20 protein-coding genes are annotated in these 24,717 nt (G+C 57.4%); 18 read left to right on the top strand and 2 right to left on the bottom strand.

The window, feature by feature from the left end; translation table 11 throughout:
- The first annotated feature begins 81 nt into the window (after nucleotides 1-81).
- The 15 genes from BCV73_RS27315 (at nucleotide 82) to BCV73_RS27245 (ending at nucleotide 18,707) form a co-directional block, all read left to right on the top strand.
- Complete coding sequence (locus tag BCV73_RS27315; RefSeq protein WP_089550425.1) at nucleotides 82-1,494, top strand: ABC transporter substrate-binding protein; 1,413 nt, start codon at nucleotides 82-84, stop codon at nucleotides 1,492-1,494.
- 16 nt (nucleotides 1,495-1,510) lie between these two features.
- Nucleotides 1,511-2,458 (top strand): carbohydrate ABC transporter permease, encoded by a 948-nt coding sequence (locus tag BCV73_RS27310; RefSeq protein WP_481855805.1) that lies wholly within the window; start codon nucleotides 1,511-1,513, stop codon nucleotides 2,456-2,458.
- Nucleotides 2,455-3,285: a carbohydrate ABC transporter permease gene (locus tag BCV73_RS27305; protein ID WP_076172990.1), complete on the top strand. Its 831-nt coding sequence runs from the start codon at nucleotides 2,455-2,457 to the stop codon at nucleotides 3,283-3,285. Before BCV73_RS27310 ends, BCV73_RS27305 begins: the two co-directional genes overlap by 4 nt.
- A gap of 37 nt (nucleotides 3,286-3,322) precedes the next feature.
- Complete coding sequence (locus BCV73_RS27300; RefSeq protein ID WP_089549250.1) at nucleotides 3,323-5,155, top strand: glycoside hydrolase family 127 protein; 1,833 nt, start codon at nucleotides 3,323-3,325, stop codon at nucleotides 5,153-5,155.
- A 354-nt stretch (nucleotides 5,156-5,509) separates the two neighbouring features.
- Entirely contained in the window at nucleotides 5,510-6,133 is a 624-nt protein-coding gene (locus BCV73_RS27295) for a flavin reductase family protein (RefSeq protein WP_076172988.1), read from the top strand.
- A 437-nt stretch (nucleotides 6,134-6,570) separates the two neighbouring features.
- Nucleotides 6,571-7,929: an FAD-dependent oxidoreductase gene (locus BCV73_RS27290; RefSeq protein WP_234489547.1), complete on the top strand. Its 1,359-nt coding sequence runs from the start codon at nucleotides 6,571-6,573 to the stop codon at nucleotides 7,927-7,929.
- Nucleotides 7,930-7,982: 53 nt separating this feature from the next.
- Nucleotides 7,983-9,275, top strand: a complete 1,293-nt coding sequence (locus BCV73_RS27285; RefSeq protein ID WP_244169336.1) for a citrate transporter — start codon at nucleotides 7,983-7,985, stop codon at nucleotides 9,273-9,275.
- Nucleotides 9,276-9,365: 90 nt separating this feature from the next.
- Entirely contained in the window at nucleotides 9,366-11,513 is a 2,148-nt protein-coding gene (locus BCV73_RS27280; RefSeq protein ID WP_089549249.1) for a hydantoinase/oxoprolinase family protein, read from the top strand.
- A 60-nt stretch (nucleotides 11,514-11,573) separates the two neighbouring features.
- A complete protein-coding gene (locus BCV73_RS35185; protein WP_179232081.1) occupies nucleotides 11,574-12,365 on the top strand; it encodes a hypothetical protein in 792 nt (263 codons plus the stop codon).
- A gap of 101 nt (nucleotides 12,366-12,466) precedes the next feature.
- On the top strand, nucleotides 12,467-13,327 hold the full coding sequence (locus BCV73_RS27270; RefSeq protein WP_076172985.1) for a MurR/RpiR family transcriptional regulator: 861 nt from the start codon (nucleotides 12,467-12,469) through the stop codon (nucleotides 13,325-13,327).
- A gap of 221 nt (nucleotides 13,328-13,548) precedes the next feature.
- Nucleotides 13,549-14,574, top strand: coding sequence for a Gfo/Idh/MocA family protein (locus BCV73_RS27265; RefSeq protein WP_076172984.1), 1,026 nt, complete (start codon nucleotides 13,549-13,551; stop codon nucleotides 14,572-14,574).
- Between the two features lie 19 nt (nucleotides 14,575-14,593).
- Complete coding sequence (locus tag BCV73_RS27260) at nucleotides 14,594-15,532, top strand: Gfo/Idh/MocA family protein (protein ID WP_089549248.1); 939 nt, start codon at nucleotides 14,594-14,596, stop codon at nucleotides 15,530-15,532.
- 214 nt (nucleotides 15,533-15,746) lie between these two features.
- Nucleotides 15,747-16,637 carry a sugar phosphate isomerase/epimerase family protein gene (locus BCV73_RS27255; protein WP_089549247.1) on the top strand — a complete coding sequence of 297 codons (891 nt, stop codon included), beginning with the start codon at nucleotides 15,747-15,749 and terminating at the stop codon, nucleotides 16,635-16,637.
- Between the two features lie 38 nt (nucleotides 16,638-16,675).
- The gene (locus BCV73_RS27250; RefSeq protein ID WP_089549246.1) at nucleotides 16,676-17,449 is read left to right on the top strand and encodes a glucosamine-6-phosphate deaminase; all 774 of its coding nucleotides are present in this window, start codon (nucleotides 16,676-16,678) and stop codon (nucleotides 17,447-17,449) included.
- A 10-nt stretch (nucleotides 17,450-17,459) separates the two neighbouring features.
- Entirely contained in the window at nucleotides 17,460-18,707 is a 1,248-nt protein-coding gene (locus tag BCV73_RS27245) for an N-acetylglucosamine-6-phosphate deacetylase (protein ID WP_089549245.1), read from the top strand.
- Nucleotides 18,708-18,813: 106 nt separating this feature from the next.
- Here the strand turns inward: BCV73_RS27245 and BCV73_RS35180 are convergent, their stop codons facing one another.
- A complete protein-coding gene (locus BCV73_RS35180; protein WP_179232080.1) occupies nucleotides 18,814-18,984 on the bottom strand; it encodes a hypothetical protein in 171 nt (56 codons plus the stop codon).
- Between the two features lie 946 nt (nucleotides 18,985-19,930).
- On the opposite strand from BCV73_RS35180, the gene BCV73_RS35495 reads away from it, so the two are divergent.
- Nucleotides 19,931-20,122 (top strand): hypothetical protein, encoded by a 192-nt coding sequence (locus BCV73_RS35495; RefSeq protein ID WP_218828199.1) that lies wholly within the window; start codon nucleotides 19,931-19,933, stop codon nucleotides 20,120-20,122.
- A 124-nt stretch (nucleotides 20,123-20,246) separates the two neighbouring features.
- Here BCV73_RS35495 and BCV73_RS27240 read toward each other — a convergent pair whose 3' ends face one another.
- Complete coding sequence (locus BCV73_RS27240) at nucleotides 20,247-22,511, bottom strand: helix-turn-helix transcriptional regulator (RefSeq protein WP_179232079.1); 2,265 nt, start codon at nucleotides 22,509-22,511, stop codon at nucleotides 20,247-20,249.
- A gap of 403 nt (nucleotides 22,512-22,914) precedes the next feature.
- On the opposite strand from BCV73_RS27240, the gene BCV73_RS27235 reads away from it, so the two are divergent.
- Nucleotides 22,915-23,829 (top strand): ABC transporter permease, encoded by a 915-nt coding sequence (locus BCV73_RS27235; protein WP_089550423.1) that lies wholly within the window; start codon nucleotides 22,915-22,917, stop codon nucleotides 23,827-23,829.
- Nucleotides 23,823-24,713 carry a carbohydrate ABC transporter permease gene (locus tag BCV73_RS27230; protein ID WP_076172615.1) on the top strand — a complete coding sequence of 297 codons (891 nt, stop codon included), beginning with the start codon at nucleotides 23,823-23,825 and terminating at the stop codon, nucleotides 24,711-24,713. Before BCV73_RS27235 ends, BCV73_RS27230 begins: the two co-directional genes overlap by 7 nt.
- The last annotated feature ends 4 nt before the right edge of the window (nucleotides 24,714-24,717 follow it).

The following is a 24,717-nucleotide window of genomic DNA, read 5'->3' as shown; positions in this document are numbered from 1 at the left end:
TGCCTAAAATCTATAATCAAAGGCAACATAGGCTGCAGCTATGAAATCATTCGTAAAGCAGGAGAGGGGTTACAGTTCATGATGAAAAAACACCGAAAGCCGCTGACGGCAGCGATTGCATTTCTGCTCACGGCAGGATTGCTGCTGAGCGCCTGCACCCGGTCGGAGGAAAGCGGCGGGCCTGCAGCCGGAAGCGCGGACAAGGGGGGAACTCAGGCGGCGGCCGGCGAACAGATCAAGCTCCGCCTCACCTTATGGGGAGCGCCTAATGAAATTGCCGTAAACAAAAAGGTCATCGCCCGGTTCGAAGCAGAGCATCCCAACGTGAAGGTCGAATTGCAGCAGATTCCTACCGATTACGACACCAAGCTGACGACTATGGTTGCTGGCAACGATGAACCGGACGTGGCGATGATGGAATCGGCGACGATCGCCTTTCCGCTTGCGGAACAGGGGAAATTCCTGAATCTTCAGGAATTCCTGGACAAGGACCCCGAAATTAAGACCGATAGTCTGGTTCCGAATATCACCTATTCCTCGGAGCCCGGCAATATTATCGGTATAGCCCCCGGCCCGGAATCGTTTACGCTTTTTTATAACGAAGATGCTTTTAAGGAGGCTGGGTTGACGCCGCCGCCTTCCAAGGTATCGGAAGCGTGGACCTGGGAACAGTTCGTGGATACCGCCAAGAAGCTGACCTTGGACAACAAAGGACGGAATGCGGACGATCCGAATTTTGATCCGAAAAACATTAAGCAATACGGAGTGAACCCCGGCAACTGGTGGGGAGCGTACAGCAGCTTTATTTTTTCAAACGGCGGCGACTTTGTCTCTCCGGACGGCAAGACGTTTGCTTTGAATCAGCCGGAAGCCGTCGAGGCGCTGCAGAATATCGCCGATCTGATCAATAAGTACCACGTTGCTCCGTCACCGCTGCAGGCCAAGAATATTCCGGCAACCAATGTGGCTCTGCAGACGAGAAAAGTGGCGATGGTAATTGACGGACAATGGAATACCAGCACGCTTGCGGAATCGAAGGTTCACTTTAACGTCGGAGTGCTTCCTGTCATGAAAAAGCCGGCGACCACGGTAGTTTGCGCGATGTTTTCCATTTTTAAATCGACCAAGCATCCCCAAGAGTCCTGGGAGCTGCTCAAGGCGCTTATTGACCCAGATGCGTCAATCGAGATGCTGACTTACGGCACCTGGATGCCTTCGCTGAAGGACTGGTATACGGATGATGCCCTGCTGTCGAAATGGGCGGTGAATCAACCTTCCCGGCCATCAGGCTACAAAGATGCGGTTATTGACGTCGTGCTCAATCATAGCCATGCTACGCCTACCGGTTACGTTAAGAACTTCAACAAGATCATGGATATCGTCAATCCTGCCATGGATAACGTATGGCTGGGCAAAACAACGGCCAAGGAGGCGATGGACAGCATCGCGGCCAAAGCTCAGGCACAGGTGCAGGGACGGCGAGACGTAAAATAGGGGGCTTAAAGTACACATGCAGACGAACATTCCGATGAACGCTCCGGTTCCTGTGCGCCGCAAGGCGGGTGTACGGGAACGCAAAGCTCTGTTCTACGGGCTGCTGTTTACGGCTCCGGCGGTACTCGGGTTTATTCTGTTTACCGCCGGTCCCATGATCGCGAGCTTTGTGCTGAGCTTGACCGATTACAACGTATTCAAGGAGTCGGTGTCCTTTATCGGCTTCGGCAATTATGCCCGGCTCTTCTCCGGCCAGGACGAGAGCTTCTACCGCTCGCTTGGCGTCACGTTTTATTTCGTCGTGCTGCGGGTGCCGGCCTGCATCATCATTTCCTTCATTATTGCCCTGCTGCTGAACATGAACATTAAGGCTCGCGCCTTGTTCCGGACGATCATTTATCTGCCGAGCATCGTGCCGGCGGTAGCCTCGGCGATGATTTGGATGTGGCTGCTCAACCCGGACCTAGGGCTGATCAATATGATGCTGAAATGGCTTCATCTGCCGACGAGCGACTGGATTTTTTCCGAAAAGAGCGTTATCCCCTCCATCGTGCTGACGACGCTGTGGGGCATCGGAGGGACCGTCATCATTTTTCTGGCGGGCTTGTCTGGCATTCCCAAGCAGTACTACGAGGCGGTTGATGTGGACGGAGGCGGGTGGTACCACAAGCTGTGTCATATTACGATTCCGATGGTGACGCCGACGATCTTTTTCAATGCGGTGATGACCATCATCAGCTCTTTCCAGGTGTTTAATGAGGCGTATATTTTGACCCAGGGTGGACCGAACGATAAGAGTTTGTTCTTCGTGTTCTACCTGTGGCGGACCGCGTTCCGGGATACGGAAATGGGTTATGCCTCGGCGCTTGCTTGGGTGCTGTTCGTGATCATTCTGGCGTTTACGTTCCTCGTGTTCCGATCGTCGAAATCCTGGGTTCATTACGAAGGAGGCGGACCGTCATGAGGGAATCCAGACTGAAGCTGGGCGCGGGCTATGTGGCGCTTGGTGTCATCTCACTGCTGTTTATCATCCCGTTTATTTGGCTGATCCGAAGCTCACTGATGGATTTATCGCAAATCTTCGTGATGCCGCCGGAATGGATTCCGCATCCCTTCCACTGGGACAATTATAAAAGGGCGCTTACGTCCCTCCCGTTTGGCACGTACTTCGTCAATACGCTGGTCATTGTGGCAAGCGTGCTGATCGGAACGGTACTGACGAGCACGATCTCGGCGTTCGGGTTTTCACGGATCCGATGGAAAGGGCGGGATGCCGTGTTCGCCGTCCTTCTATCGAGCATGATGCTGCCGGGAGCGGTGACGCTCATTCCGAGCTTTCTCGGCTGGAAGGAGCTCGGGTTCTACGATACGTATTATCCGCTCATCGTGCCTTCCTTTTTCGGAGGCGGGATCTTCAACATCTTTTTGCTGCGGCAATTCTATATGTCGATTCCGAAGGACTTTGACGAAGCGGCATTTGTCGACGGGGCGGGTTACTTTCAAATCTATTGGCGCATTATTCTGCCGCTCAGCCGCTCCGCGGTCATCGTCGTCGCTTTGTTCACCTTCCTGGGCACCTGGAACGACTTTATGGGACCGCTCATTTACTTGAAGAGCGACAGCCGCTTCACGCTGGCGCTTGGCCTGCAGATGTTCCAGGGCAGCTACTCGGCCCAGTGGGATTTGCTCATGGCAGCTTCTGCGGTGGTCATCCTCCCGTGCGTGGTCATTTTTTTGCTGGGACAGCGTTATTTTCTGGAAGGAATTACCCTGACGGGGTTGAAAGGATAAGCATCGCAAGAAATTGCATGAAGGGAGAGGGTGCAGGATGACAACGACTCATTCGCAGCAGGGCTGGCAGGGCGTGCCTTTTACTCAAGTGAAGATCCACGATGAACTGTGGAAGCAGAGGCTGGAGGTATGCAAGCAGGTGACGCTCCGGACCTGCCTGGACAAATGCGAATCGACCGGGCGGATCAGCAATTTCGCCAAAGCGGCCGGCCTTATGGAAGGAGAATTTGAGGGGATTTATTTTAACGATTCCGATGTGTACAAGGTGCTTGAAGGCGCGGCATACCTGCTGATGGCGGACCGGGACCCCGAGCTGGAAGCGGAGATCGACCGGATCATCGGCTTGATTGCAGCGGCGCAGGAGCCGGATGGATACCTGACGACGTATTACACGCTTGAAGCCCCGGACCAGAAGTGGACGGATATGGAAAAGCACGAAATGTATAACGGCGGCCACCTGATCGAAGCGGCGGTTGCGTACCACGCGGCTACGGGCAAGCGCACGCTGCTGGACGTGGCCTGCAAGCTGGCTGACCATTACGACAGCCTGTTCGGGCCGGGCAAGCGGCATTGGGTGGAAGGCCATGAGGAGATCGAGCTGGCGCTGATCAAGCTGTATCACGCGACCGGTGAGGAGCGTTATTGGAAGCTCGCCCTGTGGCTGCTCGAGGAGCGGGGTCACGGGCATGGCCATGGTGCGATATGGGACCGCGAGGAGTGGGGACCGGCGTACTGCCAGGACGATGTGCCTGTCCGGGACATCGAGAAGGTGACCGGGCACGCCGTCCGTGCGATGTATCTGTACACCGCCATGGCGGACGTGGTGCTGGCCTCCGGAGACCGGACCTACGAGGAAGCCCTGCGCAAAGTGTGGGCGCACACGGTCGAGCGGAACATGTACATTACCGGAGGCATCGGGCCGTCCCGGCATAATGAAGGGTTCACGCACGACTATGACCTCCCGAACGAGAGCGCTTACTGCGAAACCTGCGCCTCGATCGCGATGGTGTTCTGGAACCACCGGATGAGCCTGCTGTTTGGCGAGGCGAAGTACGCCGACGTCGTGGAACGCGCCATGTACAACGGGGCTTTGGCGGGGATTTCGCTGTCCGGCGACCGTTTTTTCTACGTCAATCCGCTGGCGTCACAGGGCGATCATCACCGGACCGAATGGTTCGAAACGTCCTGCTGCCCGACGAATTTGGTGCGGTTTCTGCCTTCGATCGGCGGATACAATTACGCCGTGAACGAGGAAGGCCCCGTCATGCTGCAGTTCGTCGCCGGCACGGCCGACCTGGAACTGAAGGACGGCAGCCGGGTCTTGATGAAGACCGTAACCCGTTATCCTTGGGACGGGCATGTGCATGTCGAGGTGGAGCCGGCCCGGGAGGCCGAATTCGCGGTTCGGCTGCGCCTGCCGGGATGGTGCCGCGGGGCGAAGCTGTCCATTAACGGGGAGAGCGTGGCTCCTGCGGATTGGACCATAGACCGGGGATTCCTCGTGCTCAGCCGCCGCTGGCAGCCGGGCGACACGATTGACTACGTGATGGAGATGCCGGTTCAGCAGGTTCACGCACGGCCGGAGGTCGAGGCCGACCGGGACCGCGTCGCGGTTCAGCGCGGACCGCTGGTGTACTGCCTGGAGCAGGCGGATAACCCGGAACTTGTTTATGATGAGTTTGCGGTCCGGCCGGGCATTTCCTTTGGCCTGGAGCCGCGGGACGAGCTGGGCGGCATCGTTGCGCTCACCGGGTTCGACGGGCAGCGAGGGTACCGCTTCGTGCCGTACCATTTGTGGGACAACCGGGAGCCGGGATTTATGCAGGTCTGGCTGAAGGAAGAGGAGGACAGGCGGCTGTATTCGTTGTAAGGTAAAGTGTGTGTATAAGGGCAGTCCGGTGAGCGCAGGTTCACTATGGCGGCGCATGTCAAAGGTTCACCACATGTGCCGGGGGCCGGATAGGATCCGCTTTGCTGTAGCTTTATATGATAGATTGAGGCACCGGGAGAGATCCCGGTGCTTTTTGGCTTGGGGCCCCGAATGGCCCCAAGCATCTGCGCCTGTTTGTGCGGTTTTGTTATCTTGCGCTTATACTTGGGAAGCCTTCCAAGCTCTCACCGGCAGCAGTATACTTAAGCCGAGATATTTCTTGAGGTGGCTGCAGCCCTGCAGGATATCCCTTGGTCAACGATTTTTTACAAATGGATAGGGGGAAGTAAGAGGATGCTTACAACGATTGAACCTAATATTCTCTACTTTGGTACGCCTGTAGTTCTGATCAGCACTTTGAATGAGGACGGTTCGGCCAATTTAGCCCCGATGTCTTCGGCCTGGTGGCTGAATCAGTCCTGCATGCTCGGCATGAGCGGCAAATCGAAGACGGTCCAAAACATCAAACGTGAGCGCGAGTGCGTGCTGAATCTGCCGTCGGCCGATCTGGTCAGTCAAGTGGATCGCCTGGCGCTGACGACAGGGGTGAACCCCGTCCCTGATCACAAGGCGGAGATGGGCTACCGGTACGAACCGGATAAATTCGGTCTTTCCGGGTTTACGCAAGTCCCGTCGGACCTGGTAAAAGCGCCGCGGGCCGGGGAGTGCCCGGTTCAATTGGAGGCGGAGCTGGTGCAGATCCACTCCTTTGAGGAGCCGAGCTCCATCGCGGCGATGGAGATGAAGATCAAGCGGATCCACATCGACGAGGAGCTGCTGATGGGGGAGAAAAACTACATCAACCCCGAGCGGTGGAACCCGCTGATCATGAGCTTTTGCGAGTTTTTCGGCCTCGGCCGCAAGCTGCACCCGTCGAGACTGGCGGAGCCGTTTATGGCGAAAAACTATGAGAAGTAATCTATACAACAAACAGCGTTAGCAGGTCTGTTGAAGGGAGCATCGGATGGATTCCGGTGCTTTTTTGTTTCGAGTGTGCCTTTGAAGGGTGGCAATTCGTGGGCAGGCGAGACTGACTTCCCCAAGCTACCTAATTTCTTCCCCACTACTATCCACTACCACTGTGACTGTAATCTTCCTTATTACTCTATCTCCTATCACTTTCCCCTGACCACTTTCCGTTCCAACAATGTCCGCAAACTCCTCCACCCATTCCCACTCCAAACTCATTGTTATATGCCGTGTAACCGCACAATAGAACCGTCGGAAAATAATTTACTAAAAATCCGGATATATAGAAAAATATTTTCTTAAAAGCGTTTACATAAACCTGTGGTTTTGATAGTCTATGAATCAAGAAGCAATCATACATCATTTACCGGAGGAGTGAGGACGAATTGGAGAACAAGCTGAAGTATGATGTGGTGGTTATGGGCGGCGGTATTTCCGGCTCGATGGCTGCGGTGGCGGCCGCAAGCTCGGGGGCCAAGACGCTGATCGTGGAGTCGCACGGGTTTCTCGGCGGTACGCTGACGGCGAACGGCGTCGGGCCGATGATGACCTTCCATGCGGGGGATAAGCTGGCGATCCGGGGCTTTACCGACCAGCTGATCGAACGGCTGAAGCGGCAGGGGAAGTCGCCGGGGCATATTTTTGACACGGTCGGCTTTACGTATTCGGTAACCCCCTTCGACGCCGAGGCGATGAAGCATGAACTGGAGCTGATGGTGACCGAGAGCGGCGGAGAGATTTTGTACCACACGATGCTCGCCGGCGTGAAGGCGGAAGACGGACGCATCGTCAGCATCAAGGTGTGCAACAAGTCGGGCCTGACCGACATCGAGGCATCCGTGTTTATTGACGGAACCGGGGACGGGGACCTTTCCGTAGGCGCCGGAGCGGAGTTTACGAAAGGCCGGGAGTCCGACGGGGCAATGCAGCCAATGACGCTGAAAATGAAAATGTACAACGTGAACATCCCCAAAGTGAAGGAGTACATCCATGCGCATCCGGAGGATTTTCCGCTATACAACGGCGACACCTCCATCATCGAGAAGGCGCCGCGCCTGTCGGTCGGCGGCTTTGACAGCTTGTTCCGGAAGGCGAAGGAGCGCGGCGAAATTTCGATCCAGCGCGAGAACGTGCTGTTCTTCGAAACGAACAATCCGGGCGAGGTCATTCTGAACACAACCCGGATACTGGGCCACGATCCGACCGATGCGTTCAGCCTCAGCCTGGCCGAGATGGAAGGACGGAAGCAGTGCCGCGAGCTGGAGCTGTTTGTCCGCAAATACATTCCGGGCTTCGAGAACGCAGTTGTGGAGTCCACCGGTCCGAACATCGGGGTGCGCAGCTCCCGCCAGATCAAAGGGGTGTACACGCTGACCGCCGAGGACCTGCTGGAACAGAAGCTTTTTGACGATACCATTGCCCATTCCGGCTATCCGATCGACATTCACAGCCCGGACGGGGAAGGGACGAAGCATCAGAAGCTGGAGTGGGGCGGCATGTACAGCATTCCGTACTCCTGCATGATCACGAATTCCGTGAAAAATCTGATCGTCATCGGCCGCTGCATCTCGGCGACGTTTGAAGCGCAGGCAGCCATGCGAACGACCCCGACGACAGGGGCGATCGGCCATGCGGGGGGCGTGGCTGCGGCATACGCGGCCAAACATGGCGTTAACGTACAGGATGTGGACATCAAAGCAGTGCAGGCTCAGCTCAAAGCGCAAGGGGCCCATTTGGAAATATAGCCCATGAATTATTAACCACGTGAAGAAATCTCATGACGAGAGGGGTAACCAAAGTGACTGGTGTAATGTGGGTGCAAGCGATCGGTATTTTGATTGTGTTTTTGGTGTTCGTCGGGCTGATGATGACGCGCAAAATCCCGGCAATTCTGGCGCTTCCGCTGATGGCGATCCTGTTTGCGATCATCGCCGGGGTACCATGGAACTCGAATAATCCCGATACGACAAGCATTGCCAAAACGATCCTGGCGTCGGGCTCGATGCGGCTGTCCGGGGCGATTGCCGGCCTCGTGTTCGGCGCCTGGTTCGGACAAATCCTGAACAAGGTCGGTATTACCAAATCGATTATCCGCAAAGCTGCCGAGCTGGCCGGGGATAAGCCGATGCTGATCGCGATTCTGTTTTTCGTGACCGCGTCCATTATTTTCTCCGCCGCAGGCGGGCTGGGCATGGTGATCCTGGTCGGTACGATCGTTATTCCGATCATGCTGACCGCCGGCATTTCGCAGTTCGTTGCGTCGATCGTTGTGCTGTCGGCGGTCGGGGTGGGCGCACTTTTCAACGTATCCAACTGGGCTGTGTATGTTGATGTGCTCGGACTCTCGGTTGAGCAGATCGCGGACTACACGATGGTGGCCGCGCTGCCGCTGATCGTGCTGTCCCTGGCCATGATCGTGTTCTATATCCGCAAGGACGGCAAGGGCCGCAGAGCGTGGGCGATGCCCGCAGCTACCGGCGGCGACGGCAAGAAGGTGCCGACCTATGCGCTGATCAGCCCGCTGGTGCCAGTTATTCTGGTGTTCGCTTTTAAAATCGATATCGTTCCCGCCGTCATCATCGGCGCGCTCGTTACGATCCTGCTGGCCTGGCCGAAGCGCCCGATCCACGTGCTCTCCAGCGCGCTGATCGAGGGCATTCAGGACGTCGCCGGCGCCATGGCGCTGATGATCGGCATCGGTATCCTGCTCAATTCGGTTATGGCACCGCAGGTTTCCGCGCTGATTTCCCCGCTCATTGAGGCGGTGCTTCCGGGCAATCCGATCATGTACATTCTCTTCTTCACCATCCTGTCGCCGCTGGCAATTTACCGCGGTCCGCTCAACGTATGGGGTCTTGGCAGCGGCATCGCCGCCCTGTTCGTGACGGCAGGTATGACGCCGGTCGCCGCCATGCTGGCGCTGCGCGTGGTCAGCAACGTGCAGGCCGTATCCGACCCGACGAACTCTCATAACGTATGGGTTTCGGATTTTACGAAGACCGACATCAACGAAATTTTGAAGAAGACGCTGCCTTGGATGATGGTCGCCGTCCTGATCTCGATGGTCATCGGTGCATTCATGGTATTTTGATAAAGACGGCTTTTACGGATGATTCCGGACGGGGAACGGACTGCGCGGCTTGATGCGGGCCTTCCCCTGTCCTGACTTCAGGAGGGTAACATGGAGAGAAAAAAAGTAAGGGTAGGCATCGACGTCGGCGGAACGTTTACGGACGCGGCCGTCATCGACAATGAAACGTTTGAAGTCATCGGCAAAATGAAAATCCCGACGACGCACCATGATGAGGACGGTGTGGCAAAGGGGATCGTGCAGATTTTGAACCGGATTCTGGAGAGCCAGGGCATTCTCCCGGAGGATGTCACGTTTATCGCCCATGGGACAACCCAGGCGACCAACGCCCTGCTTGAAGGGGATGTGGCCAGAGTCGGCATCATCGGTATGGGCACGGGACTCGACGGCATGAGCGCAAGGTCCGAGTCCAATCCGGGGGATATTGAGCTGGCGCCAGGCAAGTTTTTGAAAACATATCATACGTTCCTCGACTCCAAAAATCTCACTGACGCAGACATTGAAACCGCCATCGACGCCCTGGTGCAGCAGGGGGCCGAAGTCATCGTCGCCTCCGAGGCGTACAGCGTCGACGATCCGACCAATGAGCTGCGGGTCATTGAACTGGCGAACCGCAAGGGCATCTATGCCACCGGCGGCCACGAAATTTCCCAGCTGTACGGGCTGAAGACGCGGACGCGGACGGCGGTCGTTAACGCATCCCTGATTCCGAAAATGATGGAAACGGCCAACATGACCGAGAAGTCCGTCAAAAACGCCAATATCCAGTCCCAGTTGATGATCATGCGCTGCGACGGCGGCGTAATGAGCATCGATGAGGTACGGAAGCGCCCGATCCTGACGATGCTGTCGGGCCTCGCGGCCGGGGTGGCGGGCGCTTTGATGTATGAGAAAATTTCGGACGGCATTTTCTTCGAGGTCGGCGGAACGAGTGTCGACATTTCCGTCATTAAAAACGGCAAGGTCATGATCCAGAACGCCCAGGTCGGCGGCCACCGCACGTACCTGCAGTCGCTGGACGTCCGCACGCTCGGCATTGCCGGCGGCAGCATGATCAAGGTGTCCAGCGGCAAAATTACTGACGTCGGCCCGCGGAGCGCGCACATCGCCGGCAAGGAGTACGAGGCGTTTGCACCGGCGGACGAAATCGTCAGTCCGAAAGTGAAATTCGTCAGCCCCCGGGAAGGCGATCCGGCCGAATACGCCATCTGCGAGTGCGGAAATGGACGGGAGTTCTCGTATACGCTGGCGGGTGCAGCCAACATCCTCGGCTACGTGCCGGAGGGCGACTATGCATATGGTAACAAGGAAGCGGCAGTAAAAGCATGGGAAGCCCTTGCCGCACACGTTGGTCTGAGCGTGGAGGAAGCCGCGCGCAAGGTGATGGACATTGCAATCGATAAAACGATGAAAACCGTAAATGAAATGATTCAGGATTATGAGCTGGACCGGGCCTTCGTTACGCTCGTTGGCGGTGGCGGCAGCGGGGCGGTGCTGGTGCCGGCGATGGCCGAACGGGAAGGCTTCAAGAGCCAGATCGCCAGCAACGCGCCTTATGTCTCCACGATCGGGGTGGCGCTGGCCATGGTCAAAGAGCAGCTGGAGCGGACCGTCGTCAATCCGACGGAAGAGGATATCAAGCGGATCCGTGCCGACATCGTGGAGCGGATCGTCCAATCGGGAGCCAGCGAGGAGACGGTGGAGGTCACGATTGAAATCGACAGCCAGAAGAACATTCTGCGGGCCATCGCAACCGGCTCGACCGAGCTGCGCTCCAAAGACCTCGGACAGCAGGCGATGCCGCTGGAAGAAATGACGGCGGTCGCGGCCAGCTCGGTCGACCAATCGCCGGAGAACACCCGGCTGGCGGCACAGAGCGGACGGTGGAGTCTGTTCGAAGCGGAGCAGACGAAGAAGTCCCTGTTCGGCCTGATGAAGAAGAAGGTCAACTACGTCGCCGTGCTGGACCGCGAAGGGGTTGTCCGCTTCAAGAAGAGCGGCGTCCAATTTACGAAAGTGACGAAAGCTGCGGCTGATGACCGGCTTAACGAATTTCTGGACGACAATACGATCTACTCTGACGCCAACGCGACGATCCCGAAGGTGTTTGCCTTTTATAAGGAGAAAATGCTGGATCTGACCGGCATGCAGACGAAGGAGCAGCTGCTGTCGATTCTCACGCTTGAAACGGAGATGCTGAAGTCCGAGGACGAAATGATCGTCATTGCGTACCAATAGAACAGCTAAAGAGATGAAGAGATAGATCAAGGTTAGAACACGAGGAGGGGGATGAAAGGCATGCCGGAGTTCCAGGGATACGGTTGGAATGTTCAACATCTTGGACTGACCGATGAGCTGCTCGCCCATGCGGAGCTCACCAAGGACCCGCTGTACCGCAAAATTCCCCAGGACCGCCTGGCCTATTATGTGGACAGGTCGCTTCAAAGGGGCAGGGAAGCGGCACAGGCCTGCCGGGGCATGTCCATCCGCGAGCTGTACCGCAGGGAAGGCCTCCGCTACGAAATCACCGACCGCTCCGGTACGTTTCATCAGCTCTCTCTGCGGGCGCAGATCGATTTTAACAAAACACCGCCGGAGGTGGTCGTTTACGCCGCATCTCTCCGCGGTATGGCGGATGCATACCGGGCGGTCATGAGTCCGGGAGAACGGGCAAATCATTCGGCGGACGCGAAATCAGGCCCAGGCAATGCGCTGCAGCCGTCAGAGCGCACGCCAGATCCGCATTCGGAGCGCCCACCCGCCCCTCAGGACGATGAGCTGGAGCGGCTGGTCGATATCCACCTGGCGCATGAATTTTTTCACTATGTGGAGTACCGGGCCGGGCAGTTTACGAACGACATGCTGGAGCCGGTCGAGGTGTTCCGGCTGGGCAGGAGGCTGGTGAAGCGCTCGAGCGTTGTTCAGTGCAGCGAAATCGCTGCCCACGCCTTTTGCAAGGAGATGATGGGCTTGCCTTTCCTGCCGAACGTACTGGATTACGCCTTCCTGATCCAAACCGGTTCTTTAAGCGAAGAAGCCTTTTACCGGGAAGTCGAGGCTTGGAAGAGCGGCCATGCGGCGGCGTTGTGACATCGTTTTCTAAATACCTTCCCTTGTATGATATAATGGGGTGTGCTAGCGGGGGTTACCGGATTAGCTATTTTCCCACAGGTAGGTCAGGAGGAGGTCACATGTCTTCACAGGTTCCGGCCGTCATCGCCAAAATCGTATCGCAAACCCAAAAGTTAACCTACGGCGAAAATCAAATCGCCAACTTTGTCATTCATAATCCGGAGTTTATTACCCGCAATACCATCACGGCGATTGCGAATGAGATCGGCGTATCCGAGACGAGCATTAACCGCTTCTGCAAAAAGGTCGGCTACAAAGGCTTCAACGACTTCAAGATTGCCTTTGCCCAGGACGCGTTCTACCGGGATATGCAGGCGAAGAAGAAGGAAAGACGCGAGATCAATCCCATTGATGCGCTCGCTTTGGATTATAATGAGCTGATCGTGAACACATCCGCGCTCGTGACGGAGGAGCAGCTGAACCAGGTCGTGGATTTGCTGAAGAATGCCCGCCGGATCGTGGTCATCGGATTGTTCGATTCGTTTTTGGCGGCAATGGCGCTCCGCAACCGGCTGGCGATTATCGGCATGATGGCGGAAGCCATCAACGACAGCAGGGAAATGAAGATCGCCGCCTCCCAGTGCGGTCCGGACGATGTGGTCATCGCTTTTTCCCGTTCGGGTTCAACGAGGGAAATTATCGATGCGGTATCCATCGCGCGGGTCAATCAGGCGAAGGTGATCGCGATTACCTGCTACGACGCTTCGCCGATTACGGAGAACGCGGCCGTCGATATTATTGTCCCGGATAAAATATCCGTCAATAACAGCGCCTTTATGTCCAATCATATTACGTTCCTGTTCGTGGTCGATCTGATCATGAGCGTGTTTATTTCCTCGGATAAAAAGTATTTGAAAAAGAAGCTGGACAGCGAGGGCCTTTTGGCCAGTGACCAGTCGATCACGAATTATTTTTTGTAAGAAGAGCGTTTCCTGCCGGAGGGCAGGGGCGCTTTTTTTGTTGGCTTACGGTCAAGTCCCGGAGAGCGCTGTCATATACATCTTTACGGATTCATCTTCGATCCTGCGGATGACGCCAAAGTTGTGCGCAAAGCCGCAGAATGGGCGATTGGCCGTGGAGACGGGTCCCACTAGAATGGGGTTGTAAACTTACAGGTGGTTCCCACCGGGAGGAGATTGGTATGAGCAAAAAAATGCGTTTTGCCATTATTGGAGCCGGCGTGATCGCCCCTCTGCACGCGAGAGCCATCGTGAGCCATCCGGAAGCGGAGCTGGCGGCGGTCGTAGACGCCGTTCCGGAAAAAGCGGCAAAAATAGCAGAGGAATTCGGAGCGGCCCACGTATATACGGATACCCGGCAAATGCTTCAGGAGTGTGACGTGGACGTCGTCTGCATCTGCGTGCCCAGCGGAGGCCACCGGGATGCAACCGTCGCCGCGGCGGAGGCAGGCAAGCATGTGCTGTGCGAAAAGCCTCTCGGCATTACCAAGGCGGACATGGACGAGATGATCGAAGCCTGCCGGAGTCATGGCGTCAAGCTGGCCACCGTATTCCAGAAACGCACCACGCCGCATGCACTGCTGACCAAAAAGGCCATTAACGAAGGCAAACTTGGTAAATTAGTGCTGGGAGACGCCTACTTGAAGTACTACCGCAGCCCGGAATATTACAAAAGCGCCGGATGGCGCGGAACATGGGCCATTGATGGAGGCGGCGCCCTCATGAATCAGGGGGTGCACGGCATCGACATCATCCGCTGGATGATGGGGGAGGTAGACAGCGTCTTTGCCTATACGGCTCCGTTAATTCATGACATTGAGGTGGAGGATACAGCGGTTGCGGTTTTGAAATATAAGAATGGGGCGTTTGGGGTCATCCAAGGAACGACGTCGGTCAATCCCGGCCAGGAGCCGCGTTTTGAAATTCACGGCGAGCACGGGACGATCATTTACGGAGACAGCGGTTTTAAAGTATGGAAAACGGTTGACGGTGATGCAGCCCCGCTCGTGTCGGAAGGCTCCGCCGAAGGTGCGGATGACCCGAATGCCATTTCTTCCGACGGGCACTATATTCTGATCGACGACCTGATTCAGGCGGTGCGGGAGGATCGTGAGCCGCTCATTTCGGGAGAGGAAGCGAGGAAATCGGTGGACCTGATCCTGGCCATTTACGAGTCCTCGCGTACGGGCAAGGAAATCAAACTGTAGGAAGAGGCGATGAACGGAAATGAGTACAGAAGAGCTGAAGGTCGCAATCATTGGGCTGGACACGTCGCATGCGCCGCTCTTTGCCGAGCTGCTGAACAACCCGGATCACCCGCACCATGTGCGCGGCGGGAAAGTGACGGCCGCCTATCCGGGCGGATCGCCGGATTTTGAACTGAGTATCGGGCGGGTGGACAAATTCACGGCTGAAGTCAGGGACAACAGCGGCGTCCCCATCGTCCAGAGCATCCAGGAGGCAGCCGAAAACGCCGATGCCATCCTGCTGCTCTCCGTGGACGGGCGCGTGCACCTGGAGCAGTTCCGGCAGATCGTTCCTTATGGAAAGCCGGTTTTTATCGACAAGCCGTTTGCCGTCACGACCCGTGACGCCAAGGCGATTTACCGGCTGGCACAGGAGCACGGAATTCCGCTTATGAGCTGCTCCTCCGTCCGCTGGTCGGAAGGCCTGGGCCGGGCGCTGGACTCAGCCGGTCAGGGGAACATCATCGGGGTGGATACCTACGGCCCCATGGAGCTGCAGTCGACGCAGCCTGGCTTTTACTGGTACGGCATTCATGCCGCTGATATGCTGTACCGCAGCATGGGCAAAGGGTGTAAAGAGGTCACGGTCACCACGAATGCCGACCATGATCTGGCCGTAGGTGTATGGGAGGACGGCCGGGTCGGAACGCTGCGCGGCAACCGGAAGGGCAACCGCCGTTTCGGAGCGTTGATTCATCGTGAGCAGGGGACCGAGCATGTCGACGTGTATGCGGACGGCAAGCCGTATTATGCCAGCATGCTGGAGGAAGTGATCCGCATGTTCCAAACGGGCGCGGCTCCGATCGACATGACGGAGACGCTGGAAGTCATCGCGTTTCTGGAGGCGGCCAACGAAAGCCGGGAGACCGGCAGAACCGTGAAGCTGGATACGGGCATCAGCCCTGTTGCCAGCTCCTGATTTTGCCGCTTGCTTCTTGCGGCGTGGTAAAAGCCGTCCAGGTTCGCTTCCGGCTCGGCGTCATAGATGCTGCTGCCGCATCCCGACTATGACGTCTGGATGAATCGAACCCTGGGAGTCTATAACGGGTTATCTGAAACATGCAAGAAGATGTGCAATGATCTGATTTTGCACAGACGATGAATCATGGTGATGAAAGGAGGGGAAGGGCGACATGAATGCGGCTTTTCAACTGGGCGTCATTACCGACGAGATCTCCCAGGACATCGCCGATGCGATCCGCATTGCCCGCAGGTACGGGCTGGCCGCGCTGGAGCTGCGCTCCGTGGACGGAGAGCAGCTGTACCGGCTGAGTGATTCGCGCATAGAGGAGATCGGTGCGGCGATCCGGGCGGCTGGCCTGAAGGTCAGCGGCTTATCCGCCCCGGTGTTTAAATGCAACCTCCGGAATGCGGAAGAAGTAGCCGAACACCGGGGAATTTTGACCCGTTATGCGGAATTGGCGCAGCGGCTCGGCACCCGTTATGTCCGCGGCTTCAGCTTCTGGGCAGAAGGCCCGCTGGAGGAGGCGTTCGAAGACATCGTCCAGGAATTAAAGGGCGTGGTGCCGATCCTGGAGCAGCATGGCGTCATTTACGCGCTGGAAGCGGATCCGGCGGTCTACGCCTCCAATGCGGCTAAAGCAGCAGCTCTGATCCGGGCGGTGGATTCGCCTTATGTTCAAGGATTGTATGACCCGGGTAACGACCTGTGGGATCCGGACCGGGAGGTCCCTTACCCTGACGGCTACGATGCTTTGCGGGGGCGGATCTGTCACATCCACCTGAAGGATGCGGTGAAGCAGGGAGATCATACCGAAGCGGTGGCGATCGGAAAAGGTCAGGTGGATTACGCCGGCCTGCTGCGCCGCCTGGTGGAAGAGGGGTATGACGGCTATTTGGTGGTCGAAACCCACTACAGGCTTCAGTCGAGCCTGACGGAAGAGCAGCTCAAGCGCCCGGCCGGATATGCTTTTTCCGAGGGAGGGGAAGAGGCGACGATCGACTGCCTGAATTCCTTGTTTGAGCTGCTGGAGCGGAGCTCCATTTCAATTAGCAAGCAATAAGCAAGAGCGGTTCGTAAATTAATGGAGGAGGAATGATCATGCCCAGTCCCCGTTTGGCGGAGAAAAAGTGGTGGAAGGACCGTCTTCAGGTCCGGCAGTACGCGTCGAGAGACGAGATGGGAAGAGCGGCGGCAGCCGATGTCTCCCAAGCAATGAAGGCGATCCTGGCGGACCGGGGCAGCTTGCGGATCGTGTTTGCCGCGGCCCCGTCGCAGAACGAGCTGCTGGACTACCTCGCAGCGGATAAAGATATCGAGTGGAGCCGGGTGACCGCGTTTCACATGGACGAATATATCGGACTGGACGACGATGCTCCCCAGCGGTTCAGCACTTTTCTGGATAACCGGCTGTTCTCCCGGGTCCGCCCGGGAACCGTCCACCTGATCGACGGCTCCGCCGATCCCGCTGCGGAGTGCGAACGGTATGCGGCACTGCTGCAGGAGGCCCCAATCGATATCGTCTGCCTCGGCATCGGGGAGAACGGCCATTTAGCTTTTAACGATCCGCCAGTGGCCGATTTCAACGACCCGAAGACGGTAAAAATCGTCGAGCTCGACGACATGTGCCGGGAACAGCAGGTTCGGGACGGCTGCTTTGACCGGTTCCGGGAGGTGCCCGAAACGGCGATGACGCTGACGATCCCTACGCTTCTCTCCGGCAGCCGCCTGTTCTGCATTGTGCCGGGCCCGACGAAGCGCAGCGCGGTGACGCAGACGCTGGAGGGACCGATCACGACCGCCTGCCCGGCCTCCATTTTGCGGGAGCACCCGAACTGTACGTTATACCTGGACCGGGATTCGTATGGAGGCTGACCGCCGCGGCATGGAACCTACGGCAGCAGGCAGCCATGACGCCCTGACCCGGCTGGAGGGCATTCATGCCCTGACCGGGGAGCATATCCGGCTCACCCTGGCAGGCGGGCTGATTGCCGGGTACGAAGTGCTCGGGACACCGGAGGAGGAGGAGATCCAGCGGGTTGCCGGGGCACAGGGGGGCGGGCAGGAGCTGCCCCTCATCGGACCGGGACTTGTGGACCTGCAGATTAACGGGTACGCAGGGCTGGACCTCAACACCCATCCGCTGCAGGCGGACACCGTCCGGCAGTTAAACGAGAGGCTGTGGGCGGAGGGCGTCACCTCGTATTTGCCCACGCTGATTACGAACAACGATGAAGCGCTGCGCAGCGGACTCCGCACGCTTGCCGAAGTGTGCGAAACGGACCCCAATCACAATATGGCGGGAATTCACCTGGAGGGGCCGTTTATCTCCCCGGAAGACGGGCCGAGAGGGGCCCATGACGCCCAGTATGTCAGGGCGCCGGATTGGGGATTGTTCCAGTCCTGGCAGGAGGCTGCCGGAGGGCGGATTCGGATCGTTACGGTATCGCCGGAGTGGCCGGAGGCCGTGGATTTTATCGAGCGGTGCACGGGCAGCGGCGTGCTGGTCTCGATCGGCCACACTGCGGCCAACTCGGCCCAGATCCAGGCGGCCGTTCAAGCCGGGGCGCGCATGTCCACGCATCTGGGCAACGGCGCCCACCCGGTGCTGCCCCGCCACCCGAATTACATATGGGATCAGCTGGCGGAGGAGCCCTTGTGGGCGAGCGTGATTGCGGACGGCTTTCACCTGCCGGACGCTTTTCTCCGCGTTGCCGCCAAGGTGAAGGGCGAGCGGCTGATCTTGGTCAGCGATGCCGTCAGCTTCGGCGGGATGCCGCCCGGCACGTACGACACGCATATCGGCGGCCGCGTCACGCTGACGCCGGCAGGGCGGCTGCACCTGGCCGGGCAGCCCGCGCTGCTTGCGGGCTCGGCGCTGCCCATGACCGCCGGCATCGCGCACCTCGCGGGGCGGGGCATCGCCAGCCTCGGCCAGGCATGGGCGATGGCCTCGGTGCGCCCCGCGGGCCTGCTGGGCCTGCCCGCGGCCCAGGGCCTTGCGCCCGGCGCGCCCTCGGACGTGGCGCTCTTCACCAAGGATGCGGCGGGCATCCGCATCCTTCGCACCTATAAGCGCGGGCAGCTGAAGTACGACGCCCGCGTTGCGCAAGACGCCGGCACCATGGGATGAGACCTGCACGGTGCAAGCTCTCCATCGCCACACGATAGCTCCAGCATCACGCGCCGTAGCCTCTCTCTATACGATAACGCCCGCAGGATGCACGCTGCTGCTCTCTCTACACGATGCTGTCCACACGATGCGCGCTGCTCTCTCTACCTGATGACACCCGCGCGATACGCGATGCGCTGCTCCACACGATGATGCCCACACCACACATCGCGGCCATCTCCACCCGATGGCGTTCGCACCATGGGTCATGGCCATCTCTTCCCGAAGATGTACTCACCTCGCACCATACCCCTAGTCCACGCACCACGCACGCATCGCAGGCCAATACTCAGCCCCAAGCTTAGCGGGGCTGAACCAAAACATGAACCCCCACCCGGATACGCAGACCGGGTGGGGGTTTTTACTTTACCCACATGTGATGGCGGCAGGCCCTGCTGAGGTTCGGCGGCCGTTCATGCCATTAATCAATATGCAACGTAACCCCAACCTCGACCCAGCGGAGTGGGCGGAATCGATCTGGAGAAGCGAAGCGGTCGCCTTTGTCTTATCCAGCCCCAAGCTTGGCGCGTGCTAAACCAAACCATTAACCCCCACCCGGATACGCAGACCGGGTGGGGGTTTTTACTTACCCACATGTGATGGCGGCAGGCCCTGCTGAGGTTCGGCGGCCTATCATGCCATTAATCTTTATGCACCGTAACTCCAACCTCGACCCAGCGGAGTGGGCGGAATCGATCTGGAGAAGCGAAGCGGTCGCCTTTGTCTGATCCAGCCCCAAGATTAGCGCGGGCTGAACCAAAACATGAACCCCCACCCGGATACGCAGTCCGGGTGGGGGTTTTTACTTTACCCACATGTGATGGCGGCAGGCCCTTCTGAGCTTCAACGGCCTTTCACGCCATTAATCATTATGCAACGTAACCCCAACCTCGACCCAGCGGAGTGGGCGGAATCGATCTGGAGAAGCGAAGCGGTGGCTTTTGTCTTATCCAGCCCCAAGCATAGCGCGGGCTGAACCAAAACATGAACCCCCACCCGGATACGCAGACCGGGTGGGGGTTTTTACTTACCCACATGTGATGGCGGCAGGCCCTGCTGAGGTTCGACGGCCGTTCATGCCATTAATCTTTAGCACCGTAACTCCAACCTCGACCCAGCGGAGTGGGCGGAATCGATCTGGAGAAGCGAAGCGGTCGCCTTTGTCTTTGGATTTCACCCTTGGTATGTTTCCGGTCAAGAAATCCAAAGACAACAGCGATCGGAAGAACGATCCGTACACGGAGCGTCCACTCGAGCATCGAAGTACCAACGAAGAACGATCCGTACACGGAGCGTCACTCGAGCGCCAAGAACCACAAAGCATCAGCAAGCATTATGCCAACGGAGCGTCCACCCGAGCACCCGAAGTAACATGAAGCATCAATGCCAACGGAGCGTCCACCCGAGCGCCGAGGTACCAGCTTTATTATGAGCTGTCATTTACCGGACGACTGCCTGTACCACGCTGCTCACGTCCAGCCTGCCCGCCATCACTCCCCTCTACGATGCATATTTGCGCCGATACTCCCCAGGCGTAATCCCCGCATGGCGCTTGAACATGCGGATGAACGAGTTCACGTTGCGGTAGCCGACCCGGGCCGCCACGTCCTGGATGCGCAGATCCAGGTTCTGCAGCAGCTCCTTGGCGGTCCGGATGCGCAGGTCGTTCAGATAGTCGCTGAAATTGACGCCGGTCTTCTCCTTGAAGTACGTCGACAGATAGCCGGACGTAATGTTCAGCTTGTCGGCCATCATGTCGAGGTTGATGTCCTCGTCCAGATGCGTGCACATATACTCCGTCACGAACGATGTGATCGGATCATGCTCCTCCGTCTTGCGCCGGATTCCCTGCAGCACGGGGTGCAGCAGGTCCGCGAACCAGCGCTCGTACTGCGTCCGGCAGTAGAAGCGCCGGGTCTCCTCGAGCGCCGGGCGGCCGCCGGCATCGGCCGATGCGGCCGCGGGAAGCTGGCGCAGCGCTTTATCCAGCTCGCCCGCCACATCTTTGGCGAACTGCCGGTAGTCGCTGGCCACCGCCTGCTTCTTCTCGAGCTGGTCCAGGCTGCGCCGGACCCATTCCTGCATGCCTTCCTCGCTGCCGCTCATCAGGCGGGTCTGGAACTCCTGCTCCCACATCGCTTTGAGGTAGCGCTCGCCTCGCGCTCCGCCGTCAGGGGCGTCCGGCCGAATCCACTGCGTTTCATCCACCAGGCGGCGCAGCTTCAGCCGCTCCTGGACCTGCTCATACGCAGCCGTGAAGTCCGCCCCCGCCGGCTGAACGGCTCCATGGGCCATCGTGACGAGATAGCTGTCGCGGTCCACGGAGAACACCTGCAGCAGCCGCTGCATGTATGGGGTGAGATCCGCTTCCGGATCGGGCAGGAACAGCAGCGTCAGGATCTGATGGGGCTCAGTCTGGATCGTGACGGCATCGGGAAAAGCCTGACGCCATACATTGTCGACGTACACGCGGAGGTAATAAGAGCCTTTACCCGTTTTCTGCTGATAATGCTCGAAGGCATCCTTAAACAGCACCTGGTAGACCACCACCACGTAAGGCAGGCTCGTATCGGTCAGCTCCTGGATCTCCTTCAGGTTCATATGGATGTTCTTCAGCTTGTTGGTGTAGGCGTAATGCCGGAGCATGGAGTTTTTGCGTGCCAGATCGCGCGAAATGCTTTGGTGGGAGATGCGCATGTGGTGCATCTTTCGCGTGATCAGCTCGATTTCGCGAACGGGCTCGTTATCCGTGCCGCTGCCGGCGTCGGTCTCGTAGCCCTTCAGTTCGTCGACGATGAGCCGAATCGGCTGGTGCATGCGCCGGCTGAACAGGAAGGTGAGCACGATCAGGACGCCGACGATGGCGAGCAGCGACAGCAGGATCAGGTTCAGATTGAGGAGCTGGCCGGAAATGCTCTGGACCGGAACCCGGCTGACATAGGTGAAGCCCGTGCCGGCCCCCTTTTTATAAAAATAATAGTAATCCTTCGTTTGCATATAGGAACGGCCCGGATCAAACGAAGTGACGAGACCCGAATTGATGTCGGCCGACGTCTGGTAGAGCGGCTGCCCGTCAGCATTCAAAATATAAAACTGGTCGCTGATCGAAACGTGCAGGTCCTGCGTCAGCTTTTGGGCATCGATCATGACGATGAAGTACATGTCGCGGTAAGGCATCATTTTAATGATCATGGGCATCAGCACGCCTTTGGACACGGTGTGGCCCGCCGTGTTCTCGGTAAAGGCGGCAGCCGGAAACACGCGGTAGGCGTACGATTCGTCAAACTGTCGGTCCCAAAACTCCGGCGGGTAGGAAGGGCTAATGTAATACGTGCTAAACATCGCATTTGCGCTGCTTGTCCCGTCCTTCTCGATGACGTAGGCGTCGCTGCGGAAGTCAATGATGAGGTTGTCAATATAAAGGAAGGGATTCGTGTACAGCTGCTTCATCTCGGCAATGACGTCGTTGACGTAGCCGTAAGCCTTGTTGACTCTCGCATGCCGGAGCAAATTGATGTGGGTCGCCCAGAGGCTGTTCTGGTTCAGACCGAGCACCATTTCCCGGGTCAGCCGAAAATGATCCTCATAGCCCTCCACCGCGTGATTAATGCTCAGCTCGTTGTACTTGACGATCTCCTGGTGGATCTGGCGTTTTAAATAGAAGAAGGAAACCAGGTTGAAGGCGGCAAGAAGCAAGATGACGGCCAGAAATCCAAGCAGCAATTTCGTGAAAAGCGTCGTATACCCCAGTTTTTTCGTCAGCATGAGTGACATCTCTTGAACACCTCCGGCAGTGTGCGCTCTGTTACCTATATAGATTGAACTAAAGTTTTGCATTGGACTTCCTGTTATAACGGCCCAATAGATGCCTAGAACATTCCTTTCTTTAGTTCAATCTATGTATATCATAAGATTTATTTTCGCATTCAAACAATATTCACCTTTTCGGGTATCTCTACAATCTTCCGGCTGACCCCGGAAAAAGGGGATATCCTCACAAACGTGCAGATTTATTTATGGAGAAGCGTTCAAGTATGATTCGGGTACAGGGTTTCACGGCCCATGACCAAAGAGGGAGGTGCGCATGTGGGTGAAACAAGCACAATCGGAAGTGTCGGGAATCGTTGAAGCAGGCCTGCCGGGCCTGAACGTAAAGCGCCGCAGCGGCATGACCATGCAGAGCAGGCTGAAGCGGGCCTGGAGACGAAGCAAATACTTATGGCTGCTGTTTCTCCCGTGCCTGCTGTATTACGCGATTTTTAAGTATGCACCGATGTTCGGCCTCGTGATTACATTCAAAAACTACAACGTGTTCAAGGGCATTTGGGCGAGCGAGTGGGTGGGCTTCAAGTATTACCGGATGTTTTTCGAGAACCCGGATTTCTGGGTGCTGATGAAAAACACGGTGCTGCTCGGCGTTTACAAGCTGGTCTTCGGCTTTCCGGCGCCCATCATTCTGGCCCTGCTGCTGAACGAAGTCCGGAATGCCGTGTTCAAAAAATGGGTGCAGACCGTCAGCTATCTTCCGCATTTCATTTCCAACGTCATCGTGGCCAGCATGGTGATCATGTTCCTGTCCCCGAATGGGGGGATCATCAATGAGCTGATTACCGCGCTCGGCGGCAAGCCGGTCAACTTCATGATGGAGCCGGGATGGTTCCGGCCGGTCTATGTCCTGTCGGAAATCTGGCAGCACATCGGATGGGAGACGATCATCTTCCTGGCGGCGCTGACCGCGGTCGATCCTCAGCTGTATGAAGCGGCCAGCATCGACGGGGCAAACCGGTGGCGGAAGCTGTGGCATGTGACGCTGCCCGGCATTGCCCCGACCATCATGATCATCCTGATCCTCGATATCGGGAAGGTGCTCGAGATCGGCTTCGAGAAAGTATTTCTGATGTATAACCCGGCCATTTACGACACGGCGGACATCATCAGCACCTATGTGTACCGGGTCGGGATGGAGCAGGGGAACTTCAGCTACGCCTCTTCCATTGATCTGTTCATGGGGGTCATCAGCTTCATCTTTATTTTTTCGGCCAACTTTATCAGCCGCAGACTGGGGGGAACCAGCCTATGGTAAGTGCAGGGGAGGTGCGCGGCCGCCGCAGGATCAGCCTGTTTACCATCGTCAATACGCTGATTCTGCTCGGTGTCGCCGCCGTGACGCTGTATCCGTTCGTTTACATGCTTGCGGTTTCGCTCAGCGGGGACGTGTACGTCATGAAGGGAGAGGTCACGCTGTGGCCAAAAGGCTTTAATCTCCGGATGTACGATCTGGTGCTGGGGGACCCGAAAATTTGGTCGGCCTACCGGAACACGATCATCTACACCGTGCTGGGCACGGCGATTGCGATGATCATTACGTCCATGGGCGCTTATGCGCTGTCTCGCAGCGACATGACGTTTCACAAGGGCTTTACGCTATTGATCGTGTTTACGATGTTTTTCAGCGGGGGCATGATCCCGACGTTTCTGGTGGTCCGCTCGCTCGGGCTGGTCGATACGATCTGGGGCATGGTGCTCCCGGGAGCGGTCAGCACGTGGAATCTCATTCTGATGCGGACGTTCTTCAGCGGCATTCCGAAGGAGCTGGAGGAATCGGGGCGGATCGACGGGCTGAACGACATCGGCATCTTCTTCCGCATCATCGTGCCGTTATCCAAGCCGGTGTTTGCTACGATCTCATTGTTCTATGCGGTAGGCATCTGGAACAACTTCATGAATCCGCTGCTGTATTTACGCAATCCCGACCTGTTCCCGCTTCAGGTCATCCTCCGCAATCTGGTGCTTGCCGGAAGCGTCAGCTCCGGGCAGGTGACGCAGATCGGCGGGGACAACATGGTGGTCGAGGATTCGCTGAAGTTTGCGACGATCATGGTATCCACCATTCCGATCCTGATCATATATCCGTTCGTCCAGAAATATTTTGTGAAAGGATCGATGATCGGCGCGGTGAAGGGATAACTGT

Origin of the sequence: Paenibacillus sp. SSG-1 (genome assembly GCF_002224835.1) — a bacterium.
Lineage (GTDB): Bacteria > Bacillota > Bacilli > Paenibacillales > Paenibacillaceae > Paenibacillus_AQ > Paenibacillus_AQ favisporus.
This window is presented reverse-complemented; position numbering and strand designations above follow the sequence as displayed.